This is a genomic window from Frankia sp. Allo2, assembly GCF_000733325.1.
GTDB classification, from domain to species: domain Bacteria; phylum Actinomycetota; class Actinomycetes; order Frankiales; family Frankiaceae; genus Frankia; species Frankia casuarinae.
Genome location: NZ_JPHT01000059.1, coordinates 1 through 15,049, shown reverse-complemented (window position 1 = coordinate 15,049; position 15,049 = coordinate 1). Strand labels below are relative to the sequence as shown.

The 15,049-nt window shown below is 70.4% G+C and carries 15 protein-coding genes and 4 pseudogenes; 8 read left to right on the top strand and 11 right to left on the bottom strand.

Annotation, left to right across the window (positions count from 1 at the left end):
• Positions 1-561: 561 nt before the first annotated feature.
• Positions 562-783 (top strand): hypothetical protein, encoded by a 222-nt coding sequence (locus ALLO2_RS21665; RefSeq protein WP_035734479.1) that lies wholly within the window; start codon positions 562-564, stop codon positions 781-783.
• Complete coding sequence (locus ALLO2_RS21660) at positions 780-1,151, top strand: type II toxin-antitoxin system VapC family toxin (protein ID WP_023842079.1); 372 nt, start codon at positions 780-782, stop codon at positions 1,149-1,151. Before ALLO2_RS21665 ends, ALLO2_RS21660 begins: the two co-directional genes overlap by 4 nt.
• Positions 1,152-1,520: 369 nt before the next feature.
• Here the strand turns inward: ALLO2_RS21660 and ALLO2_RS27620 are convergent.
• A pseudogene (locus tag ALLO2_RS27620) lies at positions 1,521-1,817 on the bottom strand (transposase); the annotation flags it as partial.
• 375 nt (positions 1,818-2,192) lie between these two features.
• On the opposite strand from ALLO2_RS27620, the gene ALLO2_RS26035 reads away from it, so the two are divergent.
• Positions 2,193-3,182, top strand: a complete 990-nt coding sequence (locus ALLO2_RS26035) for an MFS transporter (RefSeq protein ID WP_023842080.1) — start codon at positions 2,193-2,195, stop codon at positions 3,180-3,182.
• A 64-nt stretch (positions 3,183-3,246) separates the two neighbouring features.
• On the opposite strand, the gene ALLO2_RS27885 is transcribed toward ALLO2_RS26035, so the two are convergent.
• Both ALLO2_RS27885 and ALLO2_RS27880 read right to left on the bottom strand, forming a co-directional pair.
• Complete coding sequence (locus tag ALLO2_RS27885; protein WP_023842081.1) at positions 3,247-5,037, bottom strand: MFS transporter; 1,791 nt, start codon at positions 5,035-5,037, stop codon at positions 3,247-3,249.
• Positions 5,037-5,390, bottom strand: coding sequence for an MFS transporter (locus ALLO2_RS27880; protein ID WP_198031067.1), 354 nt, complete (start codon positions 5,388-5,390; stop codon positions 5,037-5,039). Before ALLO2_RS27880 ends, ALLO2_RS27885 begins: the two co-directional genes overlap by 1 nt.
• A gap of 40 nt (positions 5,391-5,430) precedes the next feature.
• Between ALLO2_RS27880 and ALLO2_RS21640 the strand changes: the two are divergent.
• Together ALLO2_RS21640 and ALLO2_RS28480 are read left to right on the top strand one after the other, a co-directional pair.
• Positions 5,431-5,769: pseudogene (locus ALLO2_RS21640) on the top strand (transposase); the annotation flags it as partial.
• A gap of 58 nt (positions 5,770-5,827) precedes the next feature.
• Positions 5,828-5,935 (top strand): annotated as a pseudogene (locus ALLO2_RS28480) (VOC family protein); the annotation flags it as partial.
• 305 nt (positions 5,936-6,240) lie between these two features.
• On the opposite strand, the gene ALLO2_RS21635 reads toward ALLO2_RS28480, so the two are convergent.
• The 4 genes and pseudogenes from ALLO2_RS21635 to ALLO2_RS25105 form a co-directional block, all read right to left on the bottom strand.
• On the bottom strand, positions 6,241-6,864 hold the full coding sequence (locus ALLO2_RS21635; RefSeq protein ID WP_035734472.1) for an HAD family hydrolase: 624 nt from the start codon (positions 6,862-6,864) through the stop codon (positions 6,241-6,243).
• A gap of 168 nt (positions 6,865-7,032) precedes the next feature.
• The gene (locus ALLO2_RS21630) at positions 7,033-7,353 is read right to left on the bottom strand and encodes a type II toxin-antitoxin system PemK/MazF family toxin (RefSeq protein WP_277870118.1); all 321 of its coding nucleotides are present in this window, start codon (positions 7,351-7,353) and stop codon (positions 7,033-7,035) included.
• The gene (locus ALLO2_RS21625) at positions 7,353-7,622 is read right to left on the bottom strand and encodes a hypothetical protein (RefSeq protein WP_023842085.1); all 270 of its coding nucleotides are present in this window, start codon (positions 7,620-7,622) and stop codon (positions 7,353-7,355) included. The genes ALLO2_RS21630 and ALLO2_RS21625 overlap by 1 nt, the downstream gene beginning before the upstream one ends.
• 287 nt (positions 7,623-7,909) lie before the next feature.
• Positions 7,910-9,425: pseudogene (locus tag ALLO2_RS25105) on the bottom strand (Hsp70 family protein); the annotation flags it as partial.
• Between the two features lie 191 nt (positions 9,426-9,616).
• Here ALLO2_RS25105 and ALLO2_RS21615 point away from each other — a divergent pair.
• Positions 9,617-10,816, top strand: coding sequence for a PLP-dependent aminotransferase family protein (locus ALLO2_RS21615; protein ID WP_035734483.1), 1,200 nt, complete (start codon positions 9,617-9,619; stop codon positions 10,814-10,816).
• 28 nt (positions 10,817-10,844) lie between these two features.
• A complete protein-coding gene (locus tag ALLO2_RS21610) occupies positions 10,845-11,810 on the top strand; it encodes a D-alanine--D-alanine ligase (protein WP_023842090.1) in 966 nt (321 codons plus the stop codon).
• Between the two features lie 15 nt (positions 11,811-11,825).
• Here ALLO2_RS21610 and ALLO2_RS21605 read toward each other — a convergent pair whose 3' ends face one another.
• Both ALLO2_RS21605 and ALLO2_RS26705 read right to left on the bottom strand, forming a co-directional pair.
• Complete coding sequence (locus tag ALLO2_RS21605) at positions 11,826-12,380, bottom strand: hypothetical protein (RefSeq protein WP_023842091.1); 555 nt, start codon at positions 12,378-12,380, stop codon at positions 11,826-11,828.
• Positions 12,377-12,601 carry a hypothetical protein gene (locus tag ALLO2_RS26705; protein WP_023842092.1) on the bottom strand — a complete coding sequence of 75 codons (225 nt, stop codon included), beginning with the start codon at positions 12,599-12,601 and terminating at the stop codon, positions 12,377-12,379. The genes ALLO2_RS21605 and ALLO2_RS26705 overlap by 4 nt, the downstream gene beginning before the upstream one ends.
• A 123-nt stretch (positions 12,602-12,724) precedes the next feature.
• Between ALLO2_RS26705 and ALLO2_RS21600 the strand changes: the two genes are divergently transcribed.
• Positions 12,725-13,528 carry a GntR family transcriptional regulator gene (locus ALLO2_RS21600; RefSeq protein WP_051875510.1) on the top strand — a complete coding sequence of 268 codons (804 nt, stop codon included), beginning with the start codon at positions 12,725-12,727 and terminating at the stop codon, positions 13,526-13,528.
• Positions 13,529-13,641: 113 nt separating this feature from the next.
• On the opposite strand, the gene ALLO2_RS27605 is transcribed toward ALLO2_RS21600, so the two are convergent.
• Together ALLO2_RS27605 and ALLO2_RS21595 are read right to left on the bottom strand one after the other, a co-directional pair.
• Positions 13,642-13,833, bottom strand: coding sequence for a hypothetical protein (locus ALLO2_RS27605; RefSeq protein WP_051623932.1), 192 nt, complete (start codon positions 13,831-13,833; stop codon positions 13,642-13,644).
• On the bottom strand, positions 13,806-14,888 hold the full coding sequence (locus ALLO2_RS21595) for an IS110 family transposase (protein WP_232235245.1): 1,083 nt from the start codon (positions 14,886-14,888) through the stop codon (positions 13,806-13,808). The genes ALLO2_RS27605 and ALLO2_RS21595 overlap by 28 nt, the downstream gene beginning before the upstream one ends.
• Positions 14,889-15,049 lie beyond the last annotated feature (161 nt).

The following is a 15,049-nucleotide window of genomic DNA, read 5'->3' as shown; positions in this document are numbered from 1 at the left end:
GGCCGCTTCACGTCACGGCGACACGCCGGCCCACCCCAAACCACCAGCGACTATCACACAGAGTGACACCCGAAGGTTAAACGACAAGCTGAGAACCGCCCGATCTTGGTTCAGGGTCCTGAAATCGCCGTTCGCCCGGTCTCTACGAGGCTCCCGAGCAGGGGCGATGCCGAGTGAGCACCCGACTCGCAACATCATTGCGAGAATCGAACACACGTTCCGCAGGTCTGGCGGGTTCGGACGCTGTGGCCCCCTTGGCGGCGCCGAGCTGGTCCCGTCGTCCCGTCAAGGGCGAGTCGCCCTCGTCCTGGCCTGACGCCGCGTCCCCGGCGGCAAGCCCCAGCCGAACTCACCGGATGGTGTGCCTGCCCGGTCCTCGCCGACGCCGGCTACGGAGACTCGGCCGAGTTCCGCCAAGATCTCACCGGCCAGAACCTGGTCTACGTCGTCGGCGCGGCCCACACTGCGACTGTGGCTGCCGCGCGGGACTGAGATCCGCCGTTCAGCTCGCGTCCCGGCGGATCTCGGTGGGTGGCCACGCGTCGGTCGTATCCTCAATGGGTGAGCACCTTGCGGGACGAGCTGCACAGTCTGATCGACCGCCTGCCCGAATCGCAGGTGGCGCCGATCCTGGCTCTCGTGCGCGAGAGCGCACCCGCCGAGGGCGGCGGAGACGAGTGGCCATTGCCGGATTTCGTCGGCGCGTTGGCCAGCGGCAAGGGCGACCTCGCCGACCGTTCGGCTGAGATCCTGCGCGCGGAGCTCGGGCGCAATCCCGAGTGATCGTCTGGGACACCGGGCCGCTGATCGCCGCCGCCGACATCGACGACGAGCACCACGCCCGCAGCGTCGCGCTCATGCGGCGCACGCCCCGGCCGCTACTCGTTCCCTATCCCGTCCTGACCGAAGTCTGCTTCATGCTCGAACGAGAGAAGGGCACCCGTGCCGAAGCCGCGTTCCTGCGCTCCATCAGCACCGGACAGATCAGCCTGATCCCGCTTGCTCGCCAGGACCTCGACCGGATGGTCGAGCTGGTCGAGAAGTACAGCGACTTCCCGCTCGGCGCCGTTGACGCCTCCGTGCTCGCGATCGCCGAACGCCGGCACTTCTCCGTCGTCCGCCTCACGAAGCCGGTCGCACTGCTGCCATGACCTTGTTGACACGCCGGCCAGCCCTGATTCCGGTAGCAGTTCGCCGATATGCGGTGGATCTTCAGCATTCCCGCCACCAGGCCGCAGGCTGCGATGGTCCACTGCGAAGCCCGAGCCCGTGGTCGGGCAAGCGACGCCCAGGACCGCGTCCGCCACATCCTCGTAACTGGTCACTGTAGTTGATCTAGATCGCCGGCCTTGATGATCAGGTGAGGTCCCCCGGCCGGTGAGGTGTCGGACGCGGCTGCTCACGACAACCACCCGGTTGACACGCGAGCTTCGGTGCCGGATCACACTTCTGTGCATGACGGACGCGGACGATCGGCACCGCCTTGCTGTGATTGTCGTCGATGGCTTGGAGACCCACAGCCACCAGCGGGTCCCGTCCTTGCCCTCGNCCCGCTCGAACNCCCGCCACGTCGTCTCATCCGCGTGGACATGGCCGGCGGCGGCGTTACGCGCCGCGATCTGATCGTCGAGCCCGCCGAGCAGGCCATGCACGTCCTTCAACGCCCCGCACAGGGTGCCCTCGGCGACCTCAAGCCCGTCGGCAGCCAGCGCCCGAGCGATCCGGTGCAANGGCAGGCCCAGGACATACTTCTCGTAGCGAAGTCGAGCGAGGAACCCCGCGGTGAACCGGCCCTTGGGAATCGGTTTGGGTGGCACCGGTGCGGTCACCGTCCGCGGCCCCGGACATGTGCAGCACCGCCGATACCGNCGCCGCCGATGCACGATCCGGAGGATCGTCACCTGCGCTCAGCTGGGAACGGGCAGGCGCCCCCACAATCAGACCGCAGTGGAATGAGGATCAGCGAAGAATCCAGGGCGCGTAAGTCCGGACCTTCCACGGCCAACTGGTTCGGATCTCGTGTTCATCGGCGATCTCCCGGATCGCCGACATGTCGTGCGGCACCGCGTCTCGGATCGTTGGGCCGCCCATCTTTTGCGGGCCAGGCGGGCCACGTCGGCGGTCCGCATGGCGCTGGTCATGCCGGCGCCGCCGGTGTCGGCCCACAGGCCCCAGCCGAGGGAGAGCGTCGGGTGGCCGTGGGCGCGGTGCCGTTCGTCCTGCGCGGGGTCCGTGAGAGCCACGGCGAGGACAGCGGGCTGGACCTGCCCGGCATGGCGCTGGTGATCGGCGCCGTGACCCTGGCGGTGTGGGGCATCGTCCAGGTCGGCACGGCCGGCTGGGCCTCCCCGTCGGTCCTGGTCCCGCTGGCCGCCGCGGTCGTGCTGACGACCGCGGCCGTGTCCTGGGAGCGCCGGGCCCGCTCGCCGCTGCTGCCGCTGCACTTCTATCGGCAACCCGCGTTCGTGCTGAGCAACCTGGTGTCGCTCGCCTTCTACTTCGGGGTGTTCGGCTCGATCTTCTTCCTGTCGCAGTACTTCCAGGACTCCCTTGGCTACTCGGCGCTGGGCGCGGGAGTGCGGACCCTGCCGTGGTCGGCCATGCCGATGCTGGTGGCCCCGATCACCGGGGCCTGCATCGACCGGGTGGGGGGCAACCGGCTGATGGCCTCCGGGCTGGCCCTGCAGGGGCTGGGCCTGGCCTGGGTGGCGGCTATCGCCCAGGTCGGCCTGTCCTACGCCCGGCTGGTCCCGGCGCTGGTCCTGGCCGGGGTGGGGATGGGTCTGGTGTTCGCGCCGACCATGGCCGTGGTGCTGGGCTCGGTGCGGCCACACGAGTACGGCAAGGCCTCGGGGGCGAACAACACCGTCCGCGAGATCGGCGGCGCGCTCGGCATCGCGGCGCTGTCGACGGTGTACCTGGCGCACTTCACCGTGGTCCGGGCTTTCCCGTTCGACGCCGCCCGCGCGTTCGTTCACGGCATGGTGGCGGCGCTGTGGGTGGGGGTGGCGGTGCTGCTCGCCGCCGCGGTGCTCAGCCTGTTCATCCCGGCTTCCCGCGTGCTCGCCGACCAGGACGGGGAAACCGGCCTGGGCGCGCTGGTCCAGGCGGCTGCCGGACCTCCGATCCCGGCCGAGCCGCCGGGCGCTGAGGGGAGACTCGCCCCGGCGTCAGCCGACTGAGTCAGCCGAAGTCGGACGGCTGAGCAGCGGCGCCGCCGACGGCCCGGTGAGACCGGAACCGGTCTCACCGGGCCGCTTGCGCTCGCAGCCCGTCGCAGATCACGGCCATCACACCGTCGGCCTCCTTCGGCCCGCCGCCCACGCCGTCGTTGGCGATGAACACGGCGCGCAGCAGAACCTTGAGCAGGGTGATGTCCACGTCCGTCCGCACCGTCCCGGCCTGCTGGGCCCGGCGCATCAGCACCTCGACGGCGGCCCACAGGCCGCGGTTGACGTCGGTGAGGCTGGCGGTAATGTCGACGCCTATCCCGGCCACGGCGTCGATGAGGTCACGCTTGGCGGCGCTCTCCCGGTGCATCCCGGAGATGAAGGCGAAGAAGGCCGCGCCCGGCTCGGGGGCGTCGGCCAGCTCCTCGGCGCGGTCCACCAGGCGCTGCGCGCGGTCCAGGATCACCGCGTCGAAGAGGGCCTCCTTGGTCGGGAAGTGCCGGTAGACGGTCCCGGCGCCGACCCCGGCCCGGCGGGCGATCTCGTCCAGGCCGACCTGGAGCCCCACGGAGGCGAAGGCCTCCTGCGCGGCCTTCAGCACCCGGGCCCGGTTGCGCCGGGCGTCGGCGCGCATCGCCGGCGCGACCGGGCGCTCGGCGGCCGGGACTTCGGCGGGTGGGATCCCAGCGGGCGGGGATGTCTCAGTGGCCATGTGCGGATCCCTCGGTGACGGCCGCGACGCCGACGGGCCCGGCCGGCTCTCCCCCAGGTTAGTGCATGCCTTTCGGAGCGGCGACGTGCTCGGGCACCAGGCCGGGCACCGGGGGCCCGGTCGACTCTGCGCCTCGGACCCCGCCGGGGTCACGGGCAGGGCGGCCGCGGCCGCCTCGGGTTCCGGCCGCCGCCTACCTGGCAGCATCAGCGCCGGCGGCACGGCGACCACGGTGAACGCGGTCATCCACAGGAACGCGGCGCCGAACCCGGAGGCGTGCGCCACCGGGCCGCCGGGGTGCCCGGCCAGCTCGTGCTGAAGCACCACGGCGGCCACCGCCACCCCGAACGAGCCGCCCACCTGGAGCAGAATCCGGGTGGTGCTGCTGGCGTGCGGGATCCGGTCCTTGGACAGGCCCTGGAAGGCGGCGACCATCACGGCGATGTTCACCGCCGACAGCCCCGCCCCGCGCACCACCAGGCCGGCGATCTGCGGCACCTGGCCGCCGTGCACGCCGGCCCAGCCGAACGGCAGGCTCCCGACCAGCGCGCACACCACCCCGGCGAGCACAACCGGACGCGGCCCGTAGCGGTCCGAGAGCTTGCCGACGGACCTGCGCGCCGCCAGGCTGCCGATGCCCTGGGGAGCCAGCAGGAGCCCCGCGGTCAGCGCGGAGTATCCGCGGACCTGCTGGTAGAAGAGGGGTAGCAGGAACGCCACCCCGTACAGCGACAGCCCGGACAGGAACAGCAGCGCCGAGGAGGCCGCGAACGACCGGACCCGGAACAGCCGGACGTCGAGCATCGCGGCGTCGCCGACCCGCGCCGCGTAGACCGCGAACCCGGCCAGGAGCAGGACGCCGAGGGCCAGCGGCACCCAGGCCCCCGGCCGGACGCCGAGCTGCGCGACCCGGGTCAGGGCGTAGAGCAGGGCGACCGCGCCGGGGACGAACAGCACCAGGCCCGCGACGTCCAGCGGGCGGCGCTGCCGGTCCTGGTCGCGGTCCAGCCCGCGCCAGGCCAGGACGAAGGCGAGCAGGCCGATCGGCACGTTGATGAGGAAGATCCAGCGCCAGCTCGCCGCCTGCAGGATCAGGCCGCCGACCACGGGGCCCAGGATCGGGACCACCACGGCGGGCAGGCTGATCGCGGCCATCACCCGCCCCAGCCGGGCCGGGCCGGGCCGGCGGCGCGCACCAGCAGGGTCTGCTGCACCGGCAGCATCAGTCCGCCGCCGAGTCCCTGGACCACCCGGAAGGCGATCAGGCCGCCGATGTTCCACGACGCGCCGGCCAGCGCCGAGCCGACCGTGAACAGCGCGACGCCCGCCAGCCACACCGCCCGGCCGCCGAAGCGGCCGACGGCCCAGGCGGTCAGCGGGATGCTCACGCCGAGGGCGAGCAGGAACGCGGTGCTCACCCACTGCACCACGGAGACGCCGGTGTGCAGGTCCGTGGCCAGCCGCGCGGTGGCGACGTTGACGATGGTGGTGTCCAGCAGCACCGCCACCAGCCCGACCAGGAGGATCGCGGCCACCGAGCGGTGGCTGGAGTTCGCCGAGGCCTGGGGCGGGAAGTATCCGGCGATCGTCCGGTTGTGGGAGAACGCCTGGGCGGAGTTCACGCCGTTCCTGGCCTTCGACGCCGAGATCCGCCGGGTGATCTGCTCGACCAACGCGATCGAGAGCGTCAACGCCCGGATCCGCCGCGCGGTCCGGGCCCGCGGGCACTTCCCGAACGAGACCGCCGCGCTGAAGTGCATCTACCTGGCGGTCATGAGCCTCGACCCCACCGGGCAGGGCCGCAAGCGCTGGGTGATCCGCTGGAAGGGCGCTCTCAACGCCTTCGACGTCGCGTTCGACGGCCGGCTCACCGCAGGCCGCAAGTAGCCCACCTCAACCCGATTTACACCGTTATCTTGGCAGAGCCGTTATCTTGACACCCCCCAACCGAAACCACGGTGGCCTGGGCGTGTACTTTATGGATCCGGCGGGGCATGGTATGGAAATCATCACCCGTCCGTACGGCAGCCACCACCAGCCGACGGTGCTCTGAGCCAGCGCCGGCCCGGCCAGGGCTTTTGTGGGCCCTGACCGGGCCACCCTTCATCCATATGGACGAAATAAGCCAAAGTGCGGCCTGCGGAAGGGCGGAGCCCAAGCGGCCTTGCATCTGCAACCCGGGGATGGTACCGACCGTGCCTGTACCGCCATCAAGGTTCTGACCGGCATCTTTTGGGTGATCGGGTCGCATCCCGGGTCCATCCCTGGGGTGCACATGCCGCGCGGCTCGGCCGATGGGACTGTGCGGCGACATGGTTCCAGCGGCCCGACGTCTGGTGGAATCCTGCTGCGAGTGAATCAACCCGTGTGGTCTGGGATGACGTCATGTCGGGCGAGCAAGGGGAGCAGGGTGTGGCGGCCCTGGGTGATGGTCCACTGCTCCGCGGCGAGACCAGCGATACGGGCGCCTGCGATGTTCTTCTCGTTGTCGTCGATGAACAGGATGCTGGCCGGGTCCACGCCGATGCGGCGGGCGGCCTCGGTGAAGAAGGCGGGGGCGGGCTTGGCGATGCCGAGGNCGCAGGAGNAGCAGCTGACGTTGAACAAGCGGTCGTAGCCAAGCGCCGAGCGCATGTAGGCGGCGCGGTGCCGCTCCTGGTTCGTGCCGAGATGGACACCGTAACCGCGCAACCGCAGGGCCCGGACCAGCGCGAGAGATTCGTCCATGACGTCGATCCGGTGCCACACGTCTCGGTACACGTCTTCGACCGGCGTCGATACGGCGAACTCGGCCAGGGTCGCCGCGAGCACCGGCATGTAGTCACCGCGCCCCGCGAGCATCGGGAGCTCGTCCTTCCAGGTCCGGTGGAGGAACTCCCGCGAACGCTCGCCCAGGTACGGCTCCATCGCCGCGTACCAACCTCCAGGGATCTCCTGAAGGACTCCGTCCGCGTCGAACAGCACGTGCCTGACGCCTGCCACCGATCTTCGCCTCCTTTTCGAGACCGGGTCAATGGGGCAGCCGTTCTCACAGATGTCCCACAGAGTCTGGCCCGCCAGGCGGAGGCTGCTGGGGGGACGTCCACAAGATGCCCGGTGGGTGTCCAGTCGTGAGGGGAGGTTGATCTACGGGGAGCACCGGGCGACGCGTTAGCGAAGCAGGCCGAGGTAGCGCGAGAGGGTGTGCTCGACCTGGGCCATGTCATCGCGGGAGAGGTAGTCCACGAGTTCACCCGCGACATAGGCGCTGTCGATGGTCCGGATCTGGTCGATCAGGATCCTGGTCGACCGTCCCGCAATGATCACCTCTGGTCTGAAGGTGGATGCCTGCGCGCTGGTCGACGTGGGAGCGATCGTGACCGTGGACCACGTGTTCTGTTCCATGCTCAGGACGAGGCCGAGCCGACGCCCCCGCTGTTCATGCCCGCGCTTGGCGTCGCCGAGGTCGACCGGGTATACCGCCCCGCGGATCAGGGCTGGTCCTGGGACCTGGCTGGTACCGCGAGGTTCGTACCTGTGATCACAATATTGCCGTTGGTGTCATACCCCCACGCGTCGGGCTCGGCGGACAGGTCCTCGTTCCGCAGCCGGTGCATGTCCTCGCGGGCGCGCGTCTCCCACGCCTCCCGGTCCAGCAGCCGCAGGGCACGCCGGATGACGTCGCTGGTCTTCTCGTCCTGACGGCGGTTGGCCTCGACGATCCGGAGGTCCTCTTCGGTGGGACGGAACCCGACACTCATGAGGCCACCGTACAACAAACGTACAACAGTCGGGGTGGGTTTGGCGGACGCGCAGATCGAGGCATGTGTGTCCTGGGGGTGGTACCGATCGTGCCGGCATAGTTTCAGGCGTCTCACCAGCATCTTTAGGTAGTCCGGACGGCCCTTGGTCCGCACCCGCGTTGCACACGCCGCACGGCTCGGGCGCAGTACGCCGACTGCCGCGATCAAGGTTCCGTACGTCCGGCGCGCCGCCAGGGTCGTTTGAGCAGTTCGGGTGTGCCTGCGGTGCGTCGGAGCCGTCTTCGCAGGTCCTCGGCGGCGGCGCGGATCGCGGCGGGGTCGCTGCCGGCGAGGGCAGCGCGCAGTGTGGCGAGCCCTCGTTCGACGTCGGCGCGGGCGGCGGCTCTGGACCGGCTCCCGCGCTCGGCGAGGAGTCGTTCGGCCGCGTGGGCCAGTGACTCGGCCTGGTTGCGGGTCTCGGCCTCCTCGCGGCGTCGGCGGTCCTGGTCGAACTGCCTGCGCGCGATCGCCGTCATCCGGTCGAGGTCCTGTCGCGACAGCGCGGTGTCCGCGCCGAGTTGCGCCGACAGCTCCCGGCCGGTGCCGAGGTCCTTCGCCGAGACGTACATGTCGCCGTCGATGTCGATGGTTACCTCGATCCGCGGCACGTTGCGCCGCGCCGCGGGCAGGCCGGTGAGTTCGAACCTGTCGAGCTTCCTGTTGTGGGCCGCCATCTCGTGCTCGCCCTGGAGCACCTGGATCCGCACGGACGGCTGGTTGTCCTCGGCCGTCGTGAAGATGTCGGAGCGCTTCGTCGGGATCGTGGTGTTGCGCTCGATCAACGTGGTCATGGCGCCGCCCTCGGTCTCGACGCCCAGGGACAGCGGAATGACATCGAGGTCAAAGACGTCCCTGACCTCCCCCATCCTGATACCGGCCCGCAGCGCGGCGCCGACGGCGACGACCTCGTCGGGGTTGACGCTCTTGTTCGGCTCCTTGCCGCCGGTCAGCTCGCGCACCAGGTCGACGACGGCCGGCATCCGGGTGCAGCCGCCGATGAGCACGACGTGGTCGATTCGGCTGGCCTTGATCCCGGCGTCCTTGACGGCCTGCCGGAACGGGATCCGACAGCGGTCGATCAGATCCTGGGTCATTCGCTGGAACTCGGCCCGCGTTAGGGTCACATCCAGGTGCAGCGGGCCCTCGGCCGAGGTGGTGAGGTAGGGCAGGGTGATCGAGGTCTGGGTGGACTGCGACAGTTCGATCCTGGCCTTCTCGGCGGCCTCCCGTAGCCGCTCCAGCGCCGTCCTGTCCGTGCCGAGGTCGACGCCGTGCCGGCCCTGGAAGGTCCTGACCAGATGATCGATGATCCGCTGGTCCCAGTCGTCGCCGCCGAGGCCCGGGTCGCCCGCCGTCGAGGCCCGGGTCGCCCGCCGTCGACTTCACGTCGACCACACCGTCCCCGAGCTCCAGCACCGACACGTCCAGGGTGCCACCGCCAAGATCGAAGACCAGGATCGTCTGTTCCCGGTCTCCCTTGTCGTGGGCGTAGACGAGGCCCGTCAGGGTGGGGCCGCTGATGAGCAGCTCGGCTCTCAGGCCGGCGATCGCCGCGGCTTCGGCCGCCGCCCGCCGCAGCGGGTAGCCGGCGGTCACGGGGACCGAGATGACGGCCGAGCCCACGGCCTCGCCGAGGTGGGCCTCGGCACCGCGAACGAGATCGGACAGCAGGAAGGCGAGGATCTGCTGCGCGAGGTACCTATCGCCGTCGATGTCGACGCTCCAGCCGGCGCCCAGGCGGCGGGTGACGGACCGGACAGTGGAGGGCGGGGTCAAACGGTCGTAGCGACGCCTCGATAGGATGATCGTGATGGCGTCGAGGACTGGCAGGGCGGATGGCGATCGTCGTGGTGGTCGCGGCTTGGTGTGCGGTGAGGTGGGTACGGCAGGNAGTGTCGCGGAGCGTGACTCTCGATCGGTGGCGGGATCAGTACGCCCAGCGTGCTCAGGGGATGATCGCGAGCGAGGTTCGGGCGTTGTTCGCGGTGGCATCCCGTCCCGAGATCGTGTCACTCGCCGGCGGCATGCCCCCGGTGGACGTCCTTCCGTTGGAGGCGGTCGCGGCGACGGTCTCGGAGCTGGTGCGCAGCCGGGGTGCGGTGGCGCTGCAGTACGGCTCGGCGCAGGGCGATCCGGGGTTGCGGGCGCGGATCTGTGACGTGATGGCGATGGAGGGCATCACCGACGCCCACCCTGACAATGTGGTGGTGACCGCCGGGTCGCAGCAGGCGCTGGATCTGCTCACCCGCGTGTTCATCGACCCGGGCGACGTGGTCGTCACCGAGGGGCCGACCTACGTGACGGCGATCAACACGTTCGCGGCCTATCAGGCGCGGATCGTGCATGTGCCGATGGATGGCGACGGCCTGTCGCCGGGCGCGCTTGCGGAGATGTTGGCGCGGCTGGCCGCGGACGGTGCCCAAGTGAAGTTGCTGTACACGGTGCCGACGTTTCAGAATCCCGGGGGGATCACGCTGACGGCGCCGCGGCGGTCCGAGGTGATCGAGCTGTGCCGCCGGGCGGGGGTGCTGGTGGTGGAGGACAACCCGTACGGGTTGCTGTCGTTCACGGGTGAGCCGGTGCGGGCGATGCGCGCCGACGCGGCGGACGACGTGGTGTATCTGGGGTCGTTCTCGAAGACGTTGGCGCCGGGGCTGCGGGTGGGGTGGGCGCTGGCTCCGCCGGCGGTGACGGCGCGGCTGGTGTTGGCGGCGGAGTCGGCGATCCTGTCGCAGTCGATGTTCACGCAGCTGGCGGTGGAGCGGTATCTGGCGACGCAGCCGTGGACGGAGCAGGTGAAGGCGTTCCGGGAGATGTACCAGGAGCGCCGCGACGCCATGCTCGACGCCCTGGACGAGGCGATGCCCGCCGGTGCGTCCTGGACTCGGCCGGACGGGGGGTTCTTCGTGTGGTTGACGCTGCCGGACGGGGTGAACACGAAGGCGATGTTGCCGCGGGCGATCGCCGCCCGGGTGGCCTATGTGCCCGGGGTCGGGTTCTACGCCGACGGGTCGGGTGGTATCAGCATGCGGTTGTCGTACTGCTACCCGTCCCCGGAGCGTATCCGGGAGGGGGTCGGTCGCCTCAGCGCGGTCGTGCGCGACGAGCTGGCCCTTCGTGACACCTTCGGTTCCCACCCCTCCCGTCCCTGATATGCCCGACACCGTGAAGGATCCGACGATGACTGATCTGGGCCGTGTGCTGATCCTCGCCGGCGGGCTGTCCCCCGAGCGGGAGGTCTCCCTGCATTCGGGGGGGAAGCTGCGCGACGCGCTGGCCCGCATCGGGGTCGAGGCCGAGCTGGCGGATGTCGACGCCGCGACGCTGCCCGCGCTGGCTGCCGACCCGCCCGACGTGGTGTTCCCGGTACTACACGGGACCTCGGGGGAGGACGGCACGATCCGCGAAGTGCTGGATCTGTACGACCTGCCCTACGTCGGCGCCCTGCCCCCGGCGTGCCGGGTGGCGTTCGACAAGGCGACAGCGAAGGCGGCGGTCGCCGCGGCGGGGGTGGCGACCCCGGCGGCGGTGACGCTGCCCCGCGAGGCCTTTCACGATCTGGGGGCCGCCGCGCTGATCGAGCGGATCGTCGCCCGCCTGGGACTGCCCGTCGTGGTCAAGCCCCGCGCGGGAGGGTCGGCGTTCGGCGTAACGCGCGTCGAGGACGCGGGTGAACTCGCTGAGGCGCTGATGAGCTGCTTCGGCTACCACGACTCGGCGCTGATCGAACAGGCCGTCGCCGGGGTCGAGATCGCCATCGGGGTCGTCGACACCGGGGAGGGGCCGGTCGCACTGCCGGCCGTCGAGATCGAGCCGAGGGCGGGGGTGTACGACTACGCGGCCCGGTACACCGCGGGTGCCACCTCGTTCTTCACCCCGGCCCGCCTCAGCGAGGAGATCCTGCGCGCCGCCGCCGAGACCGCGCTCACGGCGCACCGGGTGCTGGGCCTGCGAGACCTGTCCCGCACCGACCTGATCGTCGACGGGAACGGGGTCGCGCAGTTCCTGGAGGTGAACGTCGCCCCCGGCATGACCGACACGAGCACCTGGCCGATGGGGCTGCACGCCGCCGGTCTCGACTTCGCCGTGGTCTGCCGCGACCTCGCAGCCCACGCCTACGACCGCCGCGACGCCGCTCGCGGCTGAGCGCGGGACCGTCGTTCAGCGGCGGTACACCGAGACGTGCTTGCGGGCGGCGTTGGGGTCGTAGGCGGTGGCGTCCCAGTCGCCCCACCGGTACGCGAGTCGGAGACCCGCGGCTGCCGCCAAGGCGTCGATCTCCTCGGGCCACAGGTAGAGCATCCGACCCGGGTACATCCGGACCGGCGCACCGTCGGCCAGCACGATCTCGTGGTAGTCGAAGGTGCGGGCGGTGGGAGTGTTCGTGGCGGCGAACAGCACCACACGCTCGGTGCTGCGCTGCTTGACCACCACGGCCGAGTCGGCGGGGAACATGCCGGGATGCGCCCCGTCCGGCAGCCGCCCCGGCCGGGGCACGAACGTCTCCAGCACCAGCGATCCGCCGTCGCCGAGGGCCTTCGCGGCCTGCGCCAGGAACCGGGATTGGACGTCGCGGTCGGCGAGGAGGAAGAACGTGTTGAACACGGCATAGACCAGGGGGACCGGGTCGGCGACGGTGAAGGTCGCCGCGTCGGCTTCGACCGCGGTGACCGCAAGCCCCTCTGCCACGGCGGATCGGTGCAGTTGGCGGGTCATCTCCCCGGAAGCGTCGATCCCGACGACCGGGACCCCCGCGCGGGCCAGGGGAGCGCGACCCGGCCGGTGCCCGAGCCGACCTCGACCGCCGGGCCGTCCCCGGCGAACGCGGCGAGCACCTTGATCTGCACGGGGTCCGCGGCGAAGGTGCCGTAGAGGTCGTCGTAGGTGTCGGCGATCGCATCGCCGTACGTCGACTCCTGGTAGTGATCAGCTGGCATCGAACACCTCACCCGTCGTGGCGTTACACGCTGGTAACGTCGGCTGTACCGGTACAGGAAGAGTGATCCTATCGAGAGATCGAAAACAGTACCGGTACAGTTTGAGTGACGAGGAGTGCCGGTATGCCCAGATATGAGGAGATCGCCGCCGAGCTACGCCGGCGCCTCGACGCCGACCCCACCCCCTACCCGGTGGGGAGCCGCCTGCCCGGCCACAGCCAGCTGACCGCGGAGTTCTCCGTGGGCCGCGGCGTCCTGACCGAAGCCCTCGGCCTCTTGGCTCTCGAAGGCCGCATCCGCATCGCCGACCGCTCCGGCGCCCTCGTCCTCGACCCCACCGCACCCCCGCAACCCGTCGACGTCGGCGGACAGGTTCGCCGCAACGAACTCGGCTACATCTTCAACGCCGCCGCCGGCCACTGGCGNCCCACTGCNCCNCCCNCCCGCCGCTGGCTGCCCGCGCCCCCACACATCGCCCGCCTCCTCGACGTCCCCATCGGTAGCGATGTGCTGGAACGCCACCGGATCGTCGGCCCCGACGGCCACCCGGTCCAGATCGCCGACTCCTACCTTCCCGCCGCGCTCGCCCGCGGCACCATCCTCGAAGCCGCCTCCACCGGACCCGGAGGTATCTACGAGCGGCTCGAACACGACTTCGGCCACGGCCCCCTCACCTGGCACCCCCGCGTCGGCGCCGCCGCGGCTACCCCCGAGCAGGCCCGCGACCTCGGCGTCTCCCGCGGCACCCCGCTGCTCGTCCTCACCCGCATCTCGATCAGCGGCACCAGCGGACGCCCCGTCGAAGTCACGATCACCTACCTCGACGGACACCGCTTCGAGGTCACCGGCCAGCCGATCNCCCGCGACGACNCCGCCGCCTGGCCCACCGCACCCGCCAGCGCGGAAAACCGACCAGCCGCCCTCTGAGGTGAGGATTTCCGGTGTGGGCTGGGTCGGTTGCGGGCGTGGCTGACCGCGCCGGGTGGTCGGGCCCGGCGTCACAGCGTGGCTGTTCGGTTGTGGCTATTCCTCCTGGGTGGTCAGGCGGCGGGCTGTTCGGGTTCGATGGTTACTTTCAGGCCGAGTTTCTCGAGTTGGGCGACGAGGCGTTTCTGCTGGGCTTCCGTGCTGTGCCGGCGCCGCATCCATTCAGGGCCGAGGTCCCGGTAGACGGTGTCGTCGTGGACGATGTGCCAGTAGGCGATCAGAATGTCGTGGCGGATCGCCCCCACGGCTTTCTGGACGCCACGGCGGCCCCGGATCTGGGCGTAGTGCGCGGCCAGATAGGTGTCCCGCGTGTCTGGGCGGCGGCGTGCGCCGCCTCGGTGAGCGCGGTCCGCAGCCACGTCGACCCCTGACGGCTACGACCCGACCGGGCCTTCCCACCGGAGGCGTGGTTACCCGGACAGATCCCCGCCCAGGACGCCAGATGCGCCGCGGTCGGGAAGCGGCCCATGTCCATCCCCGCCTCGGCGATCAGACACTGCGCCGTCCGCTGGGCCACCCCGGGGATCGTCATCACCCGCCCCACCAGGTCCACGAAAGGGGCCAGCATCACCTCGACCTTGCGGTCCAGCTCCGCGACCGCGGTATCACACAGGTCGATCTGCGCCAGCAACTGACGGACCAGCAGCTTCTGGTGATCCGCCAACGGCCGGCCGGCCAACGCCTCCCGCAACTGCGGGATCTTCACCCGCAGCCAGCGCCGCGCGAGATCCGCGAGCACCTCCGGGTCCTCCTCCCCGGCGAGCATCGCCTCGATCATCACCCGACCGGACTTCCCCAACAGTTCCGAGGCCACCGACGTCAGCTTGATCCCACAGTCCCGCATGACCTTCTCCAGGCGTTGCACCGCCCGGGTACGGTCCTCGATCGTCGTGCGCCGGTGCCGGGTGAGATCCCGTAACGCCCGGATCGGTTTCGGGGGCACGAACGACGGCCGGACCAGACTATGTTCCAGCAGCTGCGCGATCCACGCCGCATCGGTCACATCCGTCTTCCGACCCGGAACATTGTGCATGTGCTGGGCGTTCAGCAGCCAGCATTCGAAGGAATCCTCCAGCATGTAATACACCGGCTTCCAGTACACGCCGGTGGATTCCATACCCACCAGAGAAACCCGCTGTTCCGACAGCCACCCGGCCAGCCGGGTCAGTCCCGCTCCCGTCGTGGCGAAGGTCCGCNCCNCCCCCCGCCGGCCGCCACCACGCCCGCCAACCCGGACCGCCGCCACGACCGTGTCCCGGTGCACGTCCAACCCGGCGACCCGGTCGATCAGCACATCCATGAAAGACCGCCTCCTTCCCTTACGATCAGTGATCCACACGGACCGCCCGGGGAGGGCCTGTCATCAAAGATTCTGAGGTACGCGCTCGTGGCAGCAGGACAGGATTCCTCAGGACCTCCGCGCCACACTGACCTACGGGCTCGCAGGCACCACAGAGGGAC